Origin of the sequence: Pseudomonas sp. SWRI68, assembly GCF_014269165.1 — a bacterium.
Classification (GTDB): Bacteria; Pseudomonadota; Gammaproteobacteria; order Pseudomonadales; family Pseudomonadaceae; genus Aquipseudomonas; species Aquipseudomonas capeferrum.
In genome coordinates, this window is record NZ_JABWRU010000006.1 from 44,590 (window position 1) to 60,248 (window position 15,659).

At 64.0% G+C, this 15,659-nt stretch carries 18 protein-coding genes; 9 read left to right on the top strand and 9 right to left on the bottom strand.

Going from position 1 to position 15,659, the window contains the following annotated elements:
* The first annotated feature begins 36 nt into the window (after positions 1 to 36).
* The gene (locus HU770_RS11135; protein ID WP_033702527.1) at positions 37 to 987 is read left to right on the top strand and encodes a homoserine kinase; all 951 of its coding nucleotides are present in this window, start codon (positions 37 to 39) and stop codon (positions 985 to 987) included.
* Between the two features lie 51 nt (positions 988 to 1,038).
* Here the strand turns inward: HU770_RS11135 and HU770_RS11140 are convergent, their stop codons facing one another.
* On the bottom strand, positions 1,039 to 1,995 hold the full coding sequence (locus HU770_RS11140; RefSeq protein WP_186655350.1) for a zinc ABC transporter substrate-binding protein: 957 nt from the start codon (positions 1,993 to 1,995) through the stop codon (positions 1,039 to 1,041).
* An 18-nt stretch (positions 1,996 to 2,013) separates the two neighbouring features.
* On the opposite strand from HU770_RS11140, the gene zur reads away from it, so the two are divergent.
* The 4 genes from zur to HU770_RS11160 all read left to right on the top strand — a co-directional run bounded on the left by zur (position 2,014) and on the right by HU770_RS11160 (position 4,879).
* Positions 2,014 to 2,499: a zinc uptake transcriptional repressor Zur gene (gene zur / locus HU770_RS11145; RefSeq protein ID WP_033702526.1), complete on the top strand. Its 486-nt coding sequence runs from the start codon at positions 2,014 to 2,016 to the stop codon at positions 2,497 to 2,499.
* On the top strand, positions 2,496 to 3,269 hold the full coding sequence (gene znuC, locus HU770_RS11150) for a zinc ABC transporter ATP-binding protein ZnuC (RefSeq protein WP_033702525.1): 774 nt from the start codon (positions 2,496 to 2,498) through the stop codon (positions 3,267 to 3,269). Before zur ends, znuC begins: the two co-directional genes overlap by 4 nt.
* Positions 3,262 to 4,044: a zinc ABC transporter permease subunit ZnuB gene (znuB, locus tag HU770_RS11155; protein ID WP_186663675.1), complete on the top strand. Its 783-nt coding sequence runs from the start codon at positions 3,262 to 3,264 to the stop codon at positions 4,042 to 4,044. Before znuC ends, znuB begins: the two co-directional genes overlap by 8 nt.
* Positions 4,045 to 4,171: 127 nt before the next feature.
* Positions 4,172 to 4,879, top strand: a complete 708-nt coding sequence (locus HU770_RS11160; RefSeq protein WP_033702523.1) for a PA5502 family lipoprotein — start codon at positions 4,172 to 4,174, stop codon at positions 4,877 to 4,879.
* 43 nt (positions 4,880 to 4,922) lie between these two features.
* Here HU770_RS11160 and katE read toward each other — a convergent pair whose 3' ends face one another.
* Positions 4,923 to 7,067 (bottom strand): catalase HPII, encoded by a 2,145-nt coding sequence (gene katE / locus HU770_RS11165; RefSeq protein ID WP_033702522.1) that lies wholly within the window; start codon positions 7,065 to 7,067, stop codon positions 4,923 to 4,925.
* A 226-nt stretch (positions 7,068 to 7,293) separates the two neighbouring features.
* Here katE and HU770_RS11170 point away from each other — a divergent pair, with 226 nt between their 5' ends.
* The 3 genes from HU770_RS11170 (at position 7,294) to HU770_RS11180 (ending at position 9,807) form a co-directional block, all read left to right on the top strand.
* Positions 7,294 to 8,301, top strand: coding sequence for a methionine ABC transporter ATP-binding protein (locus HU770_RS11170; RefSeq protein ID WP_033702521.1), 1,008 nt, complete (start codon positions 7,294 to 7,296; stop codon positions 8,299 to 8,301).
* Positions 8,301 to 8,972: a methionine ABC transporter permease gene (locus HU770_RS11175; RefSeq protein WP_033702520.1), complete on the top strand. Its 672-nt coding sequence runs from the start codon at positions 8,301 to 8,303 to the stop codon at positions 8,970 to 8,972. Before HU770_RS11170 ends, HU770_RS11175 begins: the two co-directional genes overlap by 1 nt.
* A gap of 64 nt (positions 8,973 to 9,036) precedes the next feature.
* Positions 9,037 to 9,807 carry a MetQ/NlpA family ABC transporter substrate-binding protein gene (locus HU770_RS11180; protein WP_033702519.1) on the top strand — a complete coding sequence of 257 codons (771 nt, stop codon included), beginning with the start codon at positions 9,037 to 9,039 and terminating at the stop codon, positions 9,805 to 9,807.
* 81 nt (positions 9,808 to 9,888) lie between these two features.
* On the opposite strand, the gene HU770_RS11185 is transcribed toward HU770_RS11180, so the two are convergent.
* The 5 genes from HU770_RS11185 to HU770_RS11205 are packed head-to-tail and all read right to left on the bottom strand — an operon-like array spanning position 9,889 to position 13,772.
* Positions 9,889 to 10,521: an SCO family protein gene (locus HU770_RS11185; protein ID WP_186663676.1), complete on the bottom strand. Its 633-nt coding sequence runs from the start codon at positions 10,519 to 10,521 to the stop codon at positions 9,889 to 9,891.
* Entirely contained in the window at positions 10,518 to 11,411 is an 894-nt protein-coding gene (cyoE, locus tag HU770_RS11190; RefSeq protein ID WP_033702517.1) for a heme o synthase, read from the bottom strand. Before cyoE ends, HU770_RS11185 begins: the two co-directional genes overlap by 4 nt.
* Positions 11,396 to 12,469: a COX15/CtaA family protein gene (locus HU770_RS11195; RefSeq protein ID WP_047583839.1), complete on the bottom strand. Its 1,074-nt coding sequence runs from the start codon at positions 12,467 to 12,469 to the stop codon at positions 11,396 to 11,398. Before HU770_RS11195 ends, cyoE begins: the two co-directional genes overlap by 16 nt.
* A 9-nt stretch (positions 12,470 to 12,478) precedes the next feature.
* Complete coding sequence (locus tag HU770_RS11200; RefSeq protein WP_186655364.1) at positions 12,479 to 13,063, bottom strand: hypothetical protein; 585 nt, start codon at positions 13,061 to 13,063, stop codon at positions 12,479 to 12,481.
* Positions 13,029 to 13,772, bottom strand: coding sequence for an SURF1 family protein (locus HU770_RS11205; RefSeq protein ID WP_186655367.1), 744 nt, complete (start codon positions 13,770 to 13,772; stop codon positions 13,029 to 13,031). Before HU770_RS11205 ends, HU770_RS11200 begins: the two co-directional genes overlap by 35 nt.
* 52 nt (positions 13,773 to 13,824) lie before the next feature.
* Here HU770_RS11205 and HU770_RS11210 point away from each other — a divergent pair, with 52 nt between their 5' ends.
* A complete protein-coding gene (locus HU770_RS11210) occupies positions 13,825 to 14,028 on the top strand; it encodes a twin transmembrane helix small protein (protein WP_186655369.1) in 204 nt (67 codons plus the stop codon).
* A gap of 154 nt (positions 14,029 to 14,182) precedes the next feature.
* On the opposite strand, the gene HU770_RS11215 is transcribed toward HU770_RS11210, so the two are convergent.
* A complete protein-coding gene (locus tag HU770_RS11215; RefSeq protein WP_033702512.1) occupies positions 14,183 to 15,070 on the bottom strand; it encodes a cytochrome c oxidase subunit 3 in 888 nt (295 codons plus the stop codon).
* 16 nt (positions 15,071 to 15,086) lie between these two features.
* On the bottom strand, positions 15,087 to 15,653 hold the full coding sequence (locus HU770_RS11220; RefSeq protein ID WP_033702511.1) for a cytochrome c oxidase assembly protein: 567 nt from the start codon (positions 15,651 to 15,653) through the stop codon (positions 15,087 to 15,089).
* Positions 15,654 to 15,659 lie beyond the last annotated feature (6 nt).

Genomic DNA, 15,659 nt, shown 5'->3' on the forward strand with positions numbered 1-15,659 from the left:
TCCCGGCGGAAGTGCCCGTATGGGCATTTTTTCATCATGTCAGTCTTCACCCCTGTGACCCGGCCTGAGCTGGAAACCTTTCTGGCGCCGTACCAGCTGGGCCGTCTGCTCGATTTCCAGGGCATCGCCGCCGGCACCGAAAACAGCAACTTCTTCGTCAGCCTGGAACAGGGTGAGTTCGTCCTGACGCTGATCGAACGTGGCCCGAGCGAAGACATGCCGTTCTTCATCGAGCTGCTCGACGTGCTGCACGCCGCCGACATGCCGGTGCCCTACGCCCTGCGTGACCGCGACGGCAATGGCCTGCGCGAACTGTGCGGCAAGCCTGCACTGCTGCAGCCGCGCTTGTCGGGCAAGCACATCAAGGTGCCGAACAACCAGCACTGCGCGCAGGTAGGCGAATTGCTCGCGCACATTCACCTGGCTACCCGTCACCACGTCATCGAGCGCAAGACCGACCGCGGCCTGGACTGGATGCTGGCCTCGGGAGCCGAGCTGATGCCGCGCCTCACGGCCGAACAGGTTGCGCTGCTGCAGCCTGCGCTGGACGAAATCAACGCGCACAAGGCGCAGATCCTGGCCTTGCCACGGGCCAACCTGCACGCCGACCTGTTCCGCGACAACGTGATGTTCGAAGGTACCCACCTGAGCGGGGTGATCGACTTCTACAACGCCTGCTCGGGCCCGATGCTGTATGACATCGCCATCACCGTGAACGACTGGTGCATCGATGAGCAGGGCGCGCTCGATGTGCCACGGGCCCAGGCGCTGCTGGCGGCCTATGCGGCGCTGCGGCCGTTCACCGCAGCCGAGGCCGAATTGTGGCCGGAAATGTTGCGGGTCGGCTGCGTGCGCTTCTGGCTGTCGCGCCTGATCGCGGCGGAGTCGTTTGCCGGGATGGATGTGATGATCCATGACCCGAGCGAGTTCGAGGTGCGCCTGGCGCAGCGCCAGCAAGTGGCGTTGCACCTGCCGTTCGCGCTCTAGAACCTCGCCGGCTTCTTCGCGGGGCAAGCCCGCGAAGAAGCCGCTACAGGTTTACAACTGCTCCAGGCACCCGGCCAGATCACCCCCCAGCTTCTCCAGCAAGCGCTCATAGCCCTTGCCGTCCACCGGGTCGGTGCCGCCCAGGGCATCCAGCTCGGCCAGGCGCACCGGCAGCCCGGCGGTCAACGTCTCGGCCAAGCGCGGGCGCAGCGGCGGTTCGCTGAACACACAGGTCTTGCCCACTTCCTGCAGGCGTTTGCGCATGGCCGCCACATGCTGGGCGCCCGGCTGCACCTCCGAAGCCACGCTGAATACCCCGGCGTGCTTCAGGCCATAGGCGGCCTCGAAGTAGTCGAAGGCTTCGTGGAACACGAAGTACGGCTTGTCGGCGATGCCGGCCACACGTGCCTTGATGCGCCCATCCAGAGCATCCAGGCGCTCGACGAATGCCTTCAGGTTGCTCTGATAGCGCGTGGCATTGGCCGGGTCGACCTCGACCAGGTCCGCCGCCATCTTCGCCGCGATCACCCGGGCATTGACCGACGACAACCACAGATGCGCATCCAGGCTACCGGGGCGGTGGTCGTGATCATGGTCGTCCTGGTCGGTTTCTTCATGCGAGTGGCTGTCTTCGCCAAAATGCCGCAGCTGCATGCCGGTCAGCGACTGAACCGCGATGGTGGCCTTGTCTCGGCCTTTGAGCACCCTGGGCAGGAAGCTCTCCATGTCCGGGCCGATCCAGTACAGCAGGTCGGCGTCCGCGACGCGCCGTACGTCGGAGGGGCGCAGGGCGTAATGGTGCGGCGAGGCGCCAGGCGGCAGCAGCACATCCGGGCTGCCGACCCCGTCCTGAACGGCGGCGGCGATCTGCTGCAGCGGTTTGATGCTGGTCAGCACACGCACGTCGGCCTGGGCTGAAAATGCGATGAAAGCGACAAAAAGGGCTAGGAATCGGGACACGGTGAATACTCGGCTCGCCAGAAACAGGTAACATAATAACGTCTCCATCCAGAACCGTCGCTGCCCATGTCCATCACGCCGCTGGCCAACCGCCCCCACGATCACTCCCATTGCGTACACAGCGCACTGGCCGAAGCCGATGCCTTGTGCACCCGCCAAGGGTTGCGCCTGACTGCGCTGCGCCGCCGTGTGCTGGAGCTGGTATGGCAAAGCCACAAACCGCTGGGCGCCTACGACATTCTTGCCGTGCTCAGCGAGCAGGACGGCCGCCGCGCCGCACCGCCAACCGTGTACCGCGCTCTGGACTTCCTACTCGACAACGGCCTGGTGCACCGCATCGCCTCACTCAATGCGTTCATTGGCTGCAGCCACCCCGAGCACGTGCACCAGGGCCAGTTCCTGATCTGCCGCGCCTGCCATGTGGCCATCGAGCTGGAGCAGGCCAGCATCAGCGACGCCATCATCAACAGCGCCAAGGGCGTCGGCTTCAGCGTCGAAACCCAGACCGTGGAAGTGGTAGGCCTGTGCGGCAGCTGCCGGAGCGCGGCATGAGCGACGCGCTGATCCGCCTGGAGCAGGTCGGTGTGACCTTCGCCGGCGAAGCGGTGCTCGACAGCATCGACTTGTCGGTGGCGCCGGGCCAGATCGTCACCCTGATCGGCCCCAACGGGGCAGGCAAGACTACCCTGGTACGCGCCGTGCTGGGGCTGCTCAAGCCGCACCGGGGCAAGGTATGGCGTAAACCGCGCCTGCGCATCGGCTACATGCCGCAAAAAATCCAGGTCGACGCCACGCTGCCGCTGTCGGTGCTGCGCTTCTTGCGCCTGGTACCGGGCGTCGACCGGGCAGCGGCGCTGTCGGCGTTACAGGAAGTGGGCGCCGAGCACGTTATCGACAACCCGATCCAGACCGTTTCCGGCGGCGAAATGCAGCGCGTGCTGCTGGCCCGGGCCCTGCTGCGCGAGCCGCAACTGCTGGTGCTCGACGAACCGGTACAAGGCGTCGATGTGGTCGGCCAGACCGAGCTGTACAACCTCATCACCCGCCTGCGCGACCGCCACGGCTGCGGCGTGCTGATGGTCTCCCACGACCTGCACCTGGTCATGAGCACCACCGACCAGGTGGTCTGCCTCAACCGCCACGTGTGCTGTTCCGGCCACCCGGAGCAAGTCAGCGGCGACCCGGCCTTCGTCGAGCTGTTCGGCCAGAACGCGAAAAGCCTGGCCATCTATCACCACCATCACGACCACAGCCACGACCTGCATGGCTCGGTGGTCGCCCCTGGCACCCATGTTCACGGAGAGCACTGCAAGCATGGCTGATTTTCTTCTCTACGCCCTGCTTGCCGGTCTGTCCCTGGCGCTGGTGGCCGGCCCACTAGGGTCTTTCGTGGTGTGGCGGCGCATGGCCTATTTTGGCGACACCCTGTCCCACGCCGCCTTGCTCGGCGTCGCCCTGGGTTTCGCGCTGGACGTCAGCCCAGCCCTGGCAGTGACCGTGGGCTGCCTGCTGCTGGCGATCCTGCTGGTGACTTTGCAGCAACGCCAACCGCTGGCCTCCGACACCCTGCTCGGCATCCTTGCCCCCAGCACGCTTTCCCTGGGCCTGGTGGTGCTGAGCTTCATGCACGACGTGCGCATCGACCTGATGGCCTATCTGTTCGGCGACCTGCTGGCCATCAGCACCACCGACCTTGCCTGGATCCTCGGTGGCAGCGCAATGGTGCTGCTGTTGCTCGCCGCACTGTGGCGGCCCTTGCTGGCGGTGACCGTGCACGAGGAACTGGCCATGGTCGAGGGCTTGCCCGTGGCGGGCCTGCGCCTGGCATTGATGCTGTTGATTGCGGTGGTGATTGCCGTGGCGATGAAGATCGTCGGCGTGCTGCTGATCACCTCGTTGCTGATCATCCCGGCCGCTGCGGCGCAGCGCCACGCCCGCTCGCCCGAACAGATGGCCCTGGGTGCCAGCCTGCTGGGGGTGACCGCGGTTTGTGGCGGCCTGGCCATGTCCTGGTTCAAGGACCCCCCAGCCGGCCCTTCGATCGTGGTCTGCGCGGCAGTGCTATTCTTGCTGAGCCTGGCCTTGCCGAAACGCTGAAAGCCAGGGCGCCCGAAGGCGCGCCCTGCAACCTTTTCACGGGTAAAGGGTCTGTAAGACTTGTTTTCGAGCGTGCGCACCTGGGTGTAGACTTGCTCGCTTTTTGCGCAAATAGAGAGTCGCAGGAATGAAGCCGTTCGCCTCCCGTTATCTGCTTGTTGCCGCGTTTTCCCTGTTCCTGGCTGCCTGTTCCAGCGCACCGGTCGAACAAGCCGATGCACCTGCTCAAGCCGATGCCTGGCAGCAGTTGCAACAAAACATTGCCAGCAATGAGCTGGCCACCGCCGAAGACCAACTGGCTGCATTGCAGGCACAGTCGCCGGTAGACCCGCGCCTGGAGCAATACCAGCGGCAGTTGGCCGAGGCGTATCTGCAGCGCAGCCAGATCGTCCTGCAGAAGGGCGATGTCAACGCTGCGGCCACCGCCCTGGCCCGCGCCCGCGCCCTGATGCCGCAAGCCCCGGCAGTAACCGGTGGTGATGCCGTCAGCCAGGCGCGCAAAGCCGAGCTGGAGAAAGCCGAGGCGGCGTTGAAAGCTGCCGAGGCCAAGCCCCAGGCGCGGGTCATCGACCCGACTGCGCCAAGCACGGTGATTGCGCTGAAGACTACGGACATGGCTGCCATGCGCCGTCAGCTCGATGAAATTGCCAAGGACGTGGTCAATTACCAGTGCGAGGTGGTGTTTCAGGTACCACGCACCGAGGACGCGCCTTGGCTGAAGACCCTGCTGGAAAAGCGCGTTCACAAGCTCGACAGCAGCTTTGCGCTGAAGCAGAAGCATGAAATCCAGCGCAAATTGCCGGCGCAGGTGGTACTGGTCCCGCACCAGCGCTGAATGCTTCGCGGGGCAAGTCGGATTGCCCCGCGAAGCGGCCCTGTCAGGCTGGTACTGCTTCAGCAGCCGCCTCCCGCTCCCACACCCGATGCCCTTCAACCGCTTTCACAAAGGCATCCACGGTCTTCTGGTCATCCCCCAGCAGCAGGCCCTTGTCTTCCTTGAGCCCCAAGCTGTCCAGCAACGCCTTGCCTTCCTTGGCCAGCGCGATCGCCTTCAGATGCTTGTAACCCTCTAGCAGGAAGTGCTTGGCCAGCCCACTGGCACCCAACGCATCCAACGACGCCTTGCCAGCCGGCACCACAATGCCGTCGAACATGATCGATGGCATGCCCTCCATCGACGCATCCACCGGCAGTGGCTTGCCTTGGGCGGTTTTAACCGGCGCCGACGTAGGCCCGAGCACCATGATGCGAGCACTGTGCGCTTCCAGCGCCTTGACCTGTTGATCGACGCTGGCACCGTCCACGCCGTCAGCCACCAGCACGGCAATCTTGCGGCCCTTGATGCCTACATCGCCGGGGTGGTTCATCTGGCTCAAGGCGGGCGATTTCGCCAGCTTGCTGCCTTTGACCTGAACCGTGCCGGCCTTGGGCGCAGGCAGGCCGAGGTTGGCCGCCACGGCCGCAGCCAGTTTCAGGTCGATGTTGGCCAGAATCTCATTTACCTCACGCACCCGGATATGCTCACGCTCAACCTTGCCCAGCTCGAAGCTGTAGGCCTTGATGATGTGCTGCTGCTCATTCGGGCTCATGCTCTGGAAGAACAACCGCGCCTGCGAGAAGTGATCACCGAACGACTCGCTTCGTTGGCGTATCTTCACCGCATCGATACGCTCCTGGTAGCTCTCGAAGCCGCCATCCTGGGCTGCGGCAGGGGTTTCTTTCGGCCACCCGCCATCGATCGAGTTCGGCTCGTACGAGGCGCGGCCCTTGTGGATAGTCTGCCGGTGCAGCGCGTCACGTTGGTTGTTATGGTTCGGCGCAACCGGGCGGTTGATCGGGATTTCATGGAAGTTAGGCCCGCCCAGGCGGCTCAGCTGGGTGTCGGTATAGGAGAACAACCGCCCCTGCAGCAGGGGATCGTTGGAGAAGTCGATGCCAGGCACGATATGCCCAGGGCAGAAGGCAACCTGCTCCACTTCGGCAAAGAAGTTGTCGGGGTTGCGGTTGAGCACCATCTTGCCCAGCGGCGTGACCGGCACCAGTTCTTCGGGGATGATCTTGGTGGGGTCGAGCAGGTCGAATTCGAACTTATGCTCGTCGGCTTCGGGCACGATCTGCACGCCCAACTCCCACTCTGGGTAGTCACCCATCTCAATCGCTTCGCTCAGGTCGCGGCGGTGGAAGTCGGTGTCCTTACCCGCCAGTTTCTGCGCCTCATCCCACAATACCGAGTGCACCCCTTGGCGTGGTTTCCAATGGAACTTGACGAAGCTGGCCACCCCTTCGGCATTGATCAGGCGGAAGGTGTGGATCCCAAAGCCTTCCATCATCCGCAGGCTGCGGGGGATGGCGCGGTCGGACATGGCCCACATGACCATGTGCGCAGACTCTGGCACCAGCGAAACGAAGTCCCAGAACGTATCGTGGGCCGAGCCGCCCGTAGGCATCTCGTTGTGTGGCTCGGGTTTGACCGCATGCACGAAGTCGGGGAACTTGATCGCGTCCTGGATGAAGAACACCGGCATGTTGTTGCCAACCAAGTCGAAATTGCCCTCATCGGTGTAGAACTTCACCGCGAAGCCACGTACATCTCGCACGGTGTCGCCCGAGCCGCGTGGGCCCTGCACGGTTGAAAAACGCACGAATACCGGGGTGATCTTCTCTGGGTCCTGCAGGAAACCGGCCTTGGTCAGGGCAGCATGGTTGCCGTAGCTCTGGAAATAGCCATGGGCACCGGTGCCGCGTGCGTGGACGATCCGCTCCGGGATGCGCTCATGGTCGAAGTGGGTGATCTTCTCGCGCATGATGAAGTCTTCGAGCAGCGAAGGCCCGCGGTCACCGGCCTTGAGCGTGTTCTGGTTGTCGGCGATGCGCACGCCTTGGTTGGTCCGCAAAGCCTGGCCCGTCGCATCGCTGCGCACAGCCTCGAGGCTCTGCAGTTTGGCATTGGTATTGGCCTTGTCGGGCGTCTGGGTACCGGCGGCCTGGCTCTCTTTGGGCGCGTCCGTTTTCTTGCTGGGCATGGTCAGCTTTCCTCATCAGTCTTCAGGCTTGCCCGTGTGGGCTTGTTCTAGTAGTGACTGGAGCCCGATTGGCTACGTTCAATAAGCTTTACCGGTTGTCGCGTTATGCCCGCTGGGTTGGTGCATGACGAAATAAATGCTAAGAACAGCTATGGGAAAAGGCTAAAATGCGCGACCCCAGCTAACCGCTGACCCAAAATTCCATGCGCCCCACAAGGTTCGCTACGTGATCGAGTTCCAACATGTCCATAAGACCTACCGCGTCGCCGGTAGGGAAATCCCCGCCCTCAACCCGACCAGCCTGACCATCGAAGACGGCCAGGTGTTCGGCCTGATCGGCCATTCCGGCGCCGGCAAAAGCACTATGCTGCGCCTGATCAACCGCCTCGAAGAGCCCTCGGGCGGCACGATCATCGTCGATGGCGAGGACGTCACTGCGTTCAACGCCAACCAACTGCGCGGCTTCCGCCAGCAGGTCGGGATGATTTTCCAGCACTTCAACCTGCTGGCATCCAAGACCGTGGCCGACAACGTCGCCCTGCCGCTGACCCTGGCCGGCGGGCTGTCGCGCAGCGAGATCGACAAGCGCGTCACCGAGCTGCTGGCCCGCGTCGGGCTATCCGACCACGCCAAGAAGTACCCGGCGCAGCTGTCCGGCGGCCAGAAGCAGCGCGTGGGCATCGCCCGTGCCCTGTCCACCAACCCGAAGATCCTGCTGTGCGACGAGGCCACCAGCGCCCTCGACCCGCAGACCACCGCGTCGGTGCTGCAACTGCTGGCCGAGATCAACCGTGAGCTGAAGCTGACCATCGTCCTGATCACCCACGAAATGGACGTGATCCGCCGGGTCTGCGACCGCGTGGCGGTCATGGACGCCGGGCAGATCGTCGAGCAGGGCTCGGTGGCCGATGTGTTCCTGCACCCGCAGCACCCGACCACCAAGCGTTTCGTCCAGGAGGACGAACAGGTCGATGAAGGCGAACAGCGCGACGACTTCGCCCACGTACCGGGGCGCATCGTGCGCCTGACCTTCCAGGGCGAGGCGACCTACGCACCGCTGCTGGGCACCGTGGCCCGCGAGACCGGCGTCGACTACAGCATCCTGGCCGGGCGTATCGACCGCATCAAGGATGTCCCCTATGGGCAGCTGACCCTGGCCGTCACCGGCGGCGACATGGAAGCGGCGTTCGACCGCTTCAAGGCAGCTGACGTACATATGGAGGTACTGCGTTGATGGACGCCCTGAATTTCTTCGCCAACGTCGACTGGGCCGAAATCTGGCTGGCCACCGTCGACACCATGGTCATGCTGTTCGGCTCGTTGTTCTTCACCGTGCTGCTGGGCCTGCCGCTGGGCGTGCTGCTGTTCCTTTGCGGCCCACGCCAGATGTTCGAACAGAAGGGCGTGTACGCGCTGCTGTCGCTGGTGGTCAACATCCTGCGCTCGCTGCCGTTCATCATCCTGCTGATCGTGATGATCCCGTTCACCGTGCTGATCACCGGCACCTCGCTGGGCGTTGCCGGGGCCATTCCGCCGCTGGTGGTAGGGGCCACGCCGTTCTTCGCGCGCCTGGTCGAAACCGCCCTGCGCGAGGTCGACCGCGGCATCATCGAGGCCACCCAGTCGATGGGCGCGACGACGCGCCAGATCATCACCAGTGCCTTGCTGCCGGAAGCCCGCCCGGGCATCTTCGCAGCCATCACCGTCACCGCCATCACCCTGGTTTCGTACACCGCGATGGCCGGTGTGGTGGGCGCAGGCGGCCTGGGCGACCTGGCCATCCGTTTCGGCTACCAGCGCTTCCAGACCGATGTCATGGTCGTGACCGTGGTGCTGCTGCTGGTGCTGGTTCAAGTCCTGCAAAGTGTGGGCGACAAACTGGTCGTGCATTTTTCCCGTAAGTAACCCCAATGGGGTCGGCCTGGCCGACCCGTTCGGGGGCCGTCGCGGCCCTCACAAGGAGTGATTCATGAAGAAGCTGCTTGCTGTCGCTGCCGCTGTCGCGGCCTTTTCGGCCCACGCCGATACCCTGACCGTTGCCGCCACCCCGGTGCCGCACGCCGAGATCCTCGAGTTCGTCAAACCACAACTGGCTAAAGAAGGCGTGGACCTGAAGGTCAAGGTATTCACCGACTACATCCAGCCGAACGTGCAGGTCGCCGAAAAGCGCCTGGACGCCAACTTCTTCCAGCACCAGCCGTACCTGGATGAGTTCAACAAGGCCAAGGGCACCGCCCTGGTCAGCGTTGCCGGCGTGCACATCGAGCCGCTGGGCGTGTACTCGTCCAAGTACAAGAAGCTCGCCGAGCTGCCTTCGGGCGCCACCGTGGTCATTCCCAACGACGCCACCAACGGCGGCCGTGCTTTGCTGCTGCTGGCCAAGGCCGGCGTGATCACGCTCAAGGACAACAGCAATATCCTGTCGACCGTGAAGGACGTTGCCGAGAACCCGAAGAACATCAAGTTCCGTGAGCTGGAAGCGGCCACCATCCCGCGCGTGCTGACCCAGGTCGATGCTGCCCTGATCAACACCAACTACGCGCTGGAAGCCAAGCTGAACCCTGCGAAGGACGCGCTGGCCATTGAAGGCAGCGACTCGCCTTATGTGAACATCCTGGTTGCCCGCCCGGACAACAAAGACTCGGATGACATGAAGAAACTGGCGGCTGCACTGCACTCGCCAGAGGTGAAGCAGTTCATCAACGAGAAGTACAAGGGCGCTGTAGTACCCGCTTTCTGATCCGAAATCCATGGGGCCGCTTTGCGGCCCTTTCCGACCGGTCCGGCGCCCCGGCAAGGCCTGCGCAGCAGGCCCAAAATCTCAATCCCGCTTCACCAGCCCGGACAACTGCGCCAGCAGCTTCTGGTTGTTGAACGGCGCACGAATGAACCCACGCTGACGCCCATCCGGCCCGACAATCGCCAGGTTACCGCTGTGATCCACGGTATACCCCGGCTTGCTGGTATCCGCCGGGATGAACGGAATGCTCAAGGCATTGGCCAGCTTCTGGGTGTCCTCGATCGAGCCCGCCACCCCGACGAAATCCTTGTCGAAGTAACCCAGGTACTGCTTGAGCTGGTTCGGCGTGTCGCGGTTCGGGTCCACGCTCACCAGCACCACTTGCAACCGGTCCACCGCCTCCTTGGGCAGTTCGCTCTTCACCTGGCGCAACTGGGCCAGGGTGGTCGGGCAGATGTCCGGGCAGTAGGTGTAGCCGAAGAACAGCAGCGACCACTTGCCCTTCAGGTCATTCAGCGCCACCGGCTGGCCGTCCTGGTTGGTCATGGTCACATCTGCCACCGTGCGGCTCTGCGGCAGCAGGATGATGCCGGCGTCGATCAGTTCGGTGGGGTTGGGCTGGTCGCGGCCATTGAGCACCTTGTTGACGGTCAGGCCCAGGATCAACGCGACCAGGGCGACGAGGATGAAGACGGTTTTCTGGGTTCGGGTCATAGATTCAGCAACAGGTAGTGGTCAAGGAGCAACGCGACGAACAGCGCGAACAGGTAGCCGATAGAGTACTTGAAGGTGCCGATTGCCGCGTGCGGGCGGCTGCCACGGTACAACACCCAGGCCCAATGCAGGAAGCGCAGGCCCAGGGCCAGGGCACAGGCCAGGTACAACGGGCCGCTCATGTGGATGGCATAGGGCAGCAGGGTGACGGCCAACAGTATCAGGGTGTAGAGCAGGATGTGCAGCTTGGTGTAGCGCTCGCCGTGGGTCACCGGCAGCATCGGGATATCGGCCTTGGCGTATTCCTCCTTGCGGTGGATGGCCAGGGCCCAGAAGTGCGGTGGCGTCCAGGCGAAGATGATCAGCACCAGTAACAAAGGCTCGGCGCTGACATGGCCGCTGACCGCCACCCAGCCAAGCAGCGGCGGCGCCGCGCCGGCCAAGCCACCAATCACGATGTTCTGTGGTGTTGCACGCTTCAGAAAGCCGGTGTAGAGCACCGCATAGCCCAGCAGCGAAGCCAGGGTCAGCCAGGCGGTGAGAGCGTTGGTGAACACCAGCAACAGCGCCATGCCCAGCAACGCCAGGGCCAAGGCAAAGGCCAGCGCCGGCAGCGGCGCGACCCGGCCTGCAGCCAACGGCCGTTTGTGGGTGCGCGCCATCAAGGCGTCGATACGCCGGTCCACCACATGGTTGACCACCGCAGCACCGCCCGCGCACAAGCCAATGCCCAGGTTGCCGAACAGCAGTACGCTCCAGGCAACGCCTGCGCGGCTGGCGAGGAACATCCCTGCAAGGGAAGTGATCAGCATCAGCACCACCACCTTGGGCTTGGTCAGCTCCAGATAGTCGCGCCAGCCTGCCCGTTGTGCGCCTAGAAGCGTCGCCACGAATCGTTCCTCATTGGGTGCGAGATATCCACGCCCACCACCGGCGTCAGGCGCCAGCCGTGGCCGACGCGCACTTTGTCGACCACGCGGATGCGGTAGTTCACCAGCACCATGCTCAGTAACAGCATGGCCCCGCCAGCGTTATGGGCCACTGCCACGCCAAGCGGCAGGTGGAACAGCACGTTGCTGATGCCTAGCCCGACCTGCACCGCCAGGGCCAACAGCACCAGCCGCGCCAGGCCAGCGAGGCCACAGCGGTAAAGCTTGAAGCTCAGCATCAGCAGCACGGCACTGACCAGCAACGCACCCAACCGGTGGCTGATGTGGATGGCCGTGCGCGCATCGCTGTCCAGTTGCCCGCCCAGGTAGTTGGGGCCGACGTGCTGGGTCAGGTGGAAGCCGTTGCTGAAGTCCGCCGCCGGCCACCACTGGCCATGGCAGGTGGGCAAATCGATACAGGCGACCGCCGCATAATTGGCGCTGACCCAACCGCCCAGGGCGATCTGGCCGACCACCACCAGCAGCGCCAGAGCCGCGATGCGGCGTAGGCTCAGCGGTAGCTTAGGCAGCGGCGCAAAGGCCCGGGACAGCCGCAGGCACAGCAGAAACAGCAGGCTCAAGGTGGTGAACCCACCCAGCAGATGCGCGGTGACGACTTGCGGCCAGAGTTTCAGCGTCACTGTCCACATGCCAAACGCCGCCTGGGCCAGCACCACCGCCAGCAACAGCACGGGCAAGCGGTAGGGCTGGCCATCACGCGCATGGCGGCGTACGGCCTGCAAGGCCAGCCAGGCGATCACCAGCGCCAGGGTGCCGGCGAAGTAGCGATGGACCATTTCGGCCCAGCCCTTGGCGGCCTCCACCGGGTGTTCGGGGAAGTGCACTTCGGCGTGGGCCAGCTGAGCGTCGGTCTTGGGCACACTGATGAAACCATAACAGCCTGGCCAATCAGGGCAGCCCAGGCCGGCATGGGTCAGGCGGGTATAGGCACCGAGCAACACGACCAGCAGTGCCAGCAGGGTGGCGAACACAGCGAGGCGCAATCCGGGTCTGGCCATGGCAGGCTCCTAGCCGATGTTGGAGAGCTTGAGTAGGTGGCGCAGGTCGTCCAGCACGTGCTTGCCGTTGGCCTTGCTGTCGTAACGCAGCACCAGGTTGCCGTGGGGGTCGACGATCCACAGTTGCGGGCCAGGCTTGCCTACCTTCTGCAGGTAGTGCGGAGCATCCAGTGGGTAGCGTTGCAGCTGCGGGTACTCGCGACCAAGCAGTGCCTGGTAGTCGGCGGTCAGCGGCTGGGCGGTTGCCAGCGCATGGCTTGCGCGGCTGGCATCGCGGCCCAGGCCGACCTGGATTTGCCGGGCCAGGTACACCAGGCGCTGGCAGTCCTCGGTACAGGCTTCGGGCGCACTGACCAGCAACTGCCAACGCTCGTCCTGGCCTGCCACGCCGATATCCGTGCGGCTTTCACCATTGCCGATCATCGCGCCGTGATAGCTGCGGCCTTCCGGCACCCAGAACTTGAGCTTGTACATGCTGGTGGCCAGGATCATCGGGCCGAGCACAACCAGCAGTATCAGGACCAGCTGCAAACGCCCGCGGGCTCTGGGCTTGCGGCGCTCAGGCACTTCCAGTGGGCTGGTGGTGGCGGCCATGGTGGTTCTCCTTCTTGTTGTTGTGCCAGCCAAAGTAGAGGTAAAGCAGCACCAGCGCGGCGGCCAGGGCAAACCATTGCACGGCGTAGCCCAGGTGCTTTTCCGGGCCCATCGCGACCACTGGCCAGTCCAGGCGATAGGCGGCCGGGCCGGGTTGCAGGCGCAGTTCATGGGCGAAGCCTTCACGGCTCAGCTGCTGCCACAGCTGCGCGGCATCGATGGCGGTCAGCAGGTGCGGCCATTGGCCCCCAACCGGGTCGGGGTGCAGTTGGAAGGTGCTGCCGGGCGCCACATAGACCGAAGCCTCCAGCGCCAACGCCTGCGCCGGGGTCTCGAAGTGCACCGGCACGCGGCGGTCCGGCCAGGCTAACCAGCCACGATTGACCAGCAGCCACAGCCCGCTGGGCTGGTCATGGAAGGGCTGCAGCAGCTCGACACCGGCCTGGCCGTCGCGCATGCGGTTGTCCAGCAGCAGGCTGTGTTCGGCATCGAAACGGCCGTACAGGTGCACGCGGCGAAAAGCGCTATCGTCGCGTTGCTGCAGCTGGGCAGTAGAGAGGGGCGCATCAATGCTGCGCTCGGCATAGGTCGCCAGCAGCGCGCGCTTTTGCTCGGCGCGGCCCAGTTGCCAGCAGCCAAGCGCGATCAAGCCCGGCAGCAGCGCGAGCACCACCAAGGTCGGTAGCCAACCTGGGCGAAACGGCCTCACGGGCGCCTCGCTATACTTATCCACATCACTGCATCCCCCCCGGAGAAGCGCCATGCTCAAGGCCGCAATTGTCCTGATGCTGTTGGCCACGGTTGCCAGCCTGTTCAGTGGCCTGGTGTTTCTGGTCAAGGACGATGAAAACTCGACGCGCTTACTGAAAGCGCTGACCGTACGCGTGACCCTGGCCGCCTTGACCCTCGGGCTGGTGGCTTACGGCTTGATCAGTGGCCAGCTGGTCTCTCACGCGCCCTTCTGAATCACACCCCTGCTTTTTGTAGGAGCGGCCTTGCGTCGCGAAAGGGGCGCGAAGCGGCCCCAGGTTTTGTGTGGTGACATAAATCGCCGGGGCCGCTTCGCTGCCCTTTCGCGACGCAAGGCCGCTCCTACACAAAGCAGTTGCAGGCCAGGTTTCAAAGCACGTACACAAAGATGAACAGCCCAACCCACACCACATCGACGAAGTGCCAGTACCAGCTGGCCGCTTCGAAGCCGAAGTGCTTGTCGGCATTGAAATGCCCGCGCAGGATGCGCACGAACATGACGATCAGAATGATCGTGCCCAAGGTCACGTGGGCCCCATGGAAGCCGGTAAGCATGAAGAAGGTCGCGCCGTAGATCCCCGACCCCAGCGTCAGCCCCAGCTCGGTATAGGCCTCGTGGTACTCGAAGGCCTGCAGGGCGATGAAGCTCAGGCCCAGCACGATGGTCAGCGCCATCCACAGCTTCAGCGGCCCACGGTGGTCACGCCGCAGGGCGTGGTGGGCAATCGTGATGGTCACGCTCGAACTGACCAGCAAAATGGTGTTGATCAGCGGCAGGTGCCAAGGGTCGATGACTTCCTTGGGCGGCGGGAACAGTTTCGGGTCCGGGGTATGCAACAGCGGCCAGGTGAATTCGAAGGTCGGCCACAGCATGTGCGCGACGCCCTTGGCACCTTCGCCACCGAGCCAAGGCCCGGCCAGCACCCGCACGTAGAACAGCGCACCGAAGAAGGCCAGGAAGAACATCACTTCCGAGAAGATGAACCAGCTCATGCCCCAGCGGAACGAGCGGTCCAGCTGCGCGCTGTACAGCCCGGCGCGGCTCTCTTTCACCACCGCGCCAAACCAGCCGAACAGCATGTAGGCCAGGAACAACGCACCGACGAAGAAGATCAGCGGCCCATGCGAGTCGGGGTGCCCGGCCTTCATGTCGTTGAACCAGGTACCCAGGCCGAACACCGTGATGAACATGCCGATGGTGGCGATGATCGGCCACTTGCTCTGCGCCGGAACGTAATAGTGCTCATGACTTGCCATTGCTGTTCTCCTTCCCTTAACGGGCGCCCTGGACGTCCTGGGCCGCAACATGCGCGACCGGCGGGTGGCGAGCGGTGATGTCGAACAAGGTGTAGGCCAGTGTCAGGTGCTTCACGTTGGCCGGCAGGTCGCGGTCAACGATGAAGCGCACCGGCATCTCGATACGTTCGCCGGGCTGCAGCACCTGCTGGGTAAAGCAGAAGCACTCGGTCTTGTGGAAATACGCCGCGGCCTCGGCCGGGGTGATGCTGGGTATCGCCTGGGCGCTCATGGGCCGGTCGGTCGGGTTGCGCGCCACGAAGATCATCTGGTTGACCGCACCGGGGTTCACGTCGATCTGGTCGGCCGTGGAGTAGAAGTCCCAGACCATGTCACTGGCGTTGGTCGACATGAACTGCACCCGCACCGAGCGCGATGGGTCGCTGACCTGGCTGCCCTCGTACTGGCCGCCGGTCTTGCCATTGATGCCGAAGGCCTTGCACATCACGTCATAGATCGGCACCAGGGCGAAACCGAAGGCGAACATCACCACCGTCAGCATCAGCAGGCGCAAGACCAGGCGTTTGAGCGACAGGCCGTTCATGGGCGC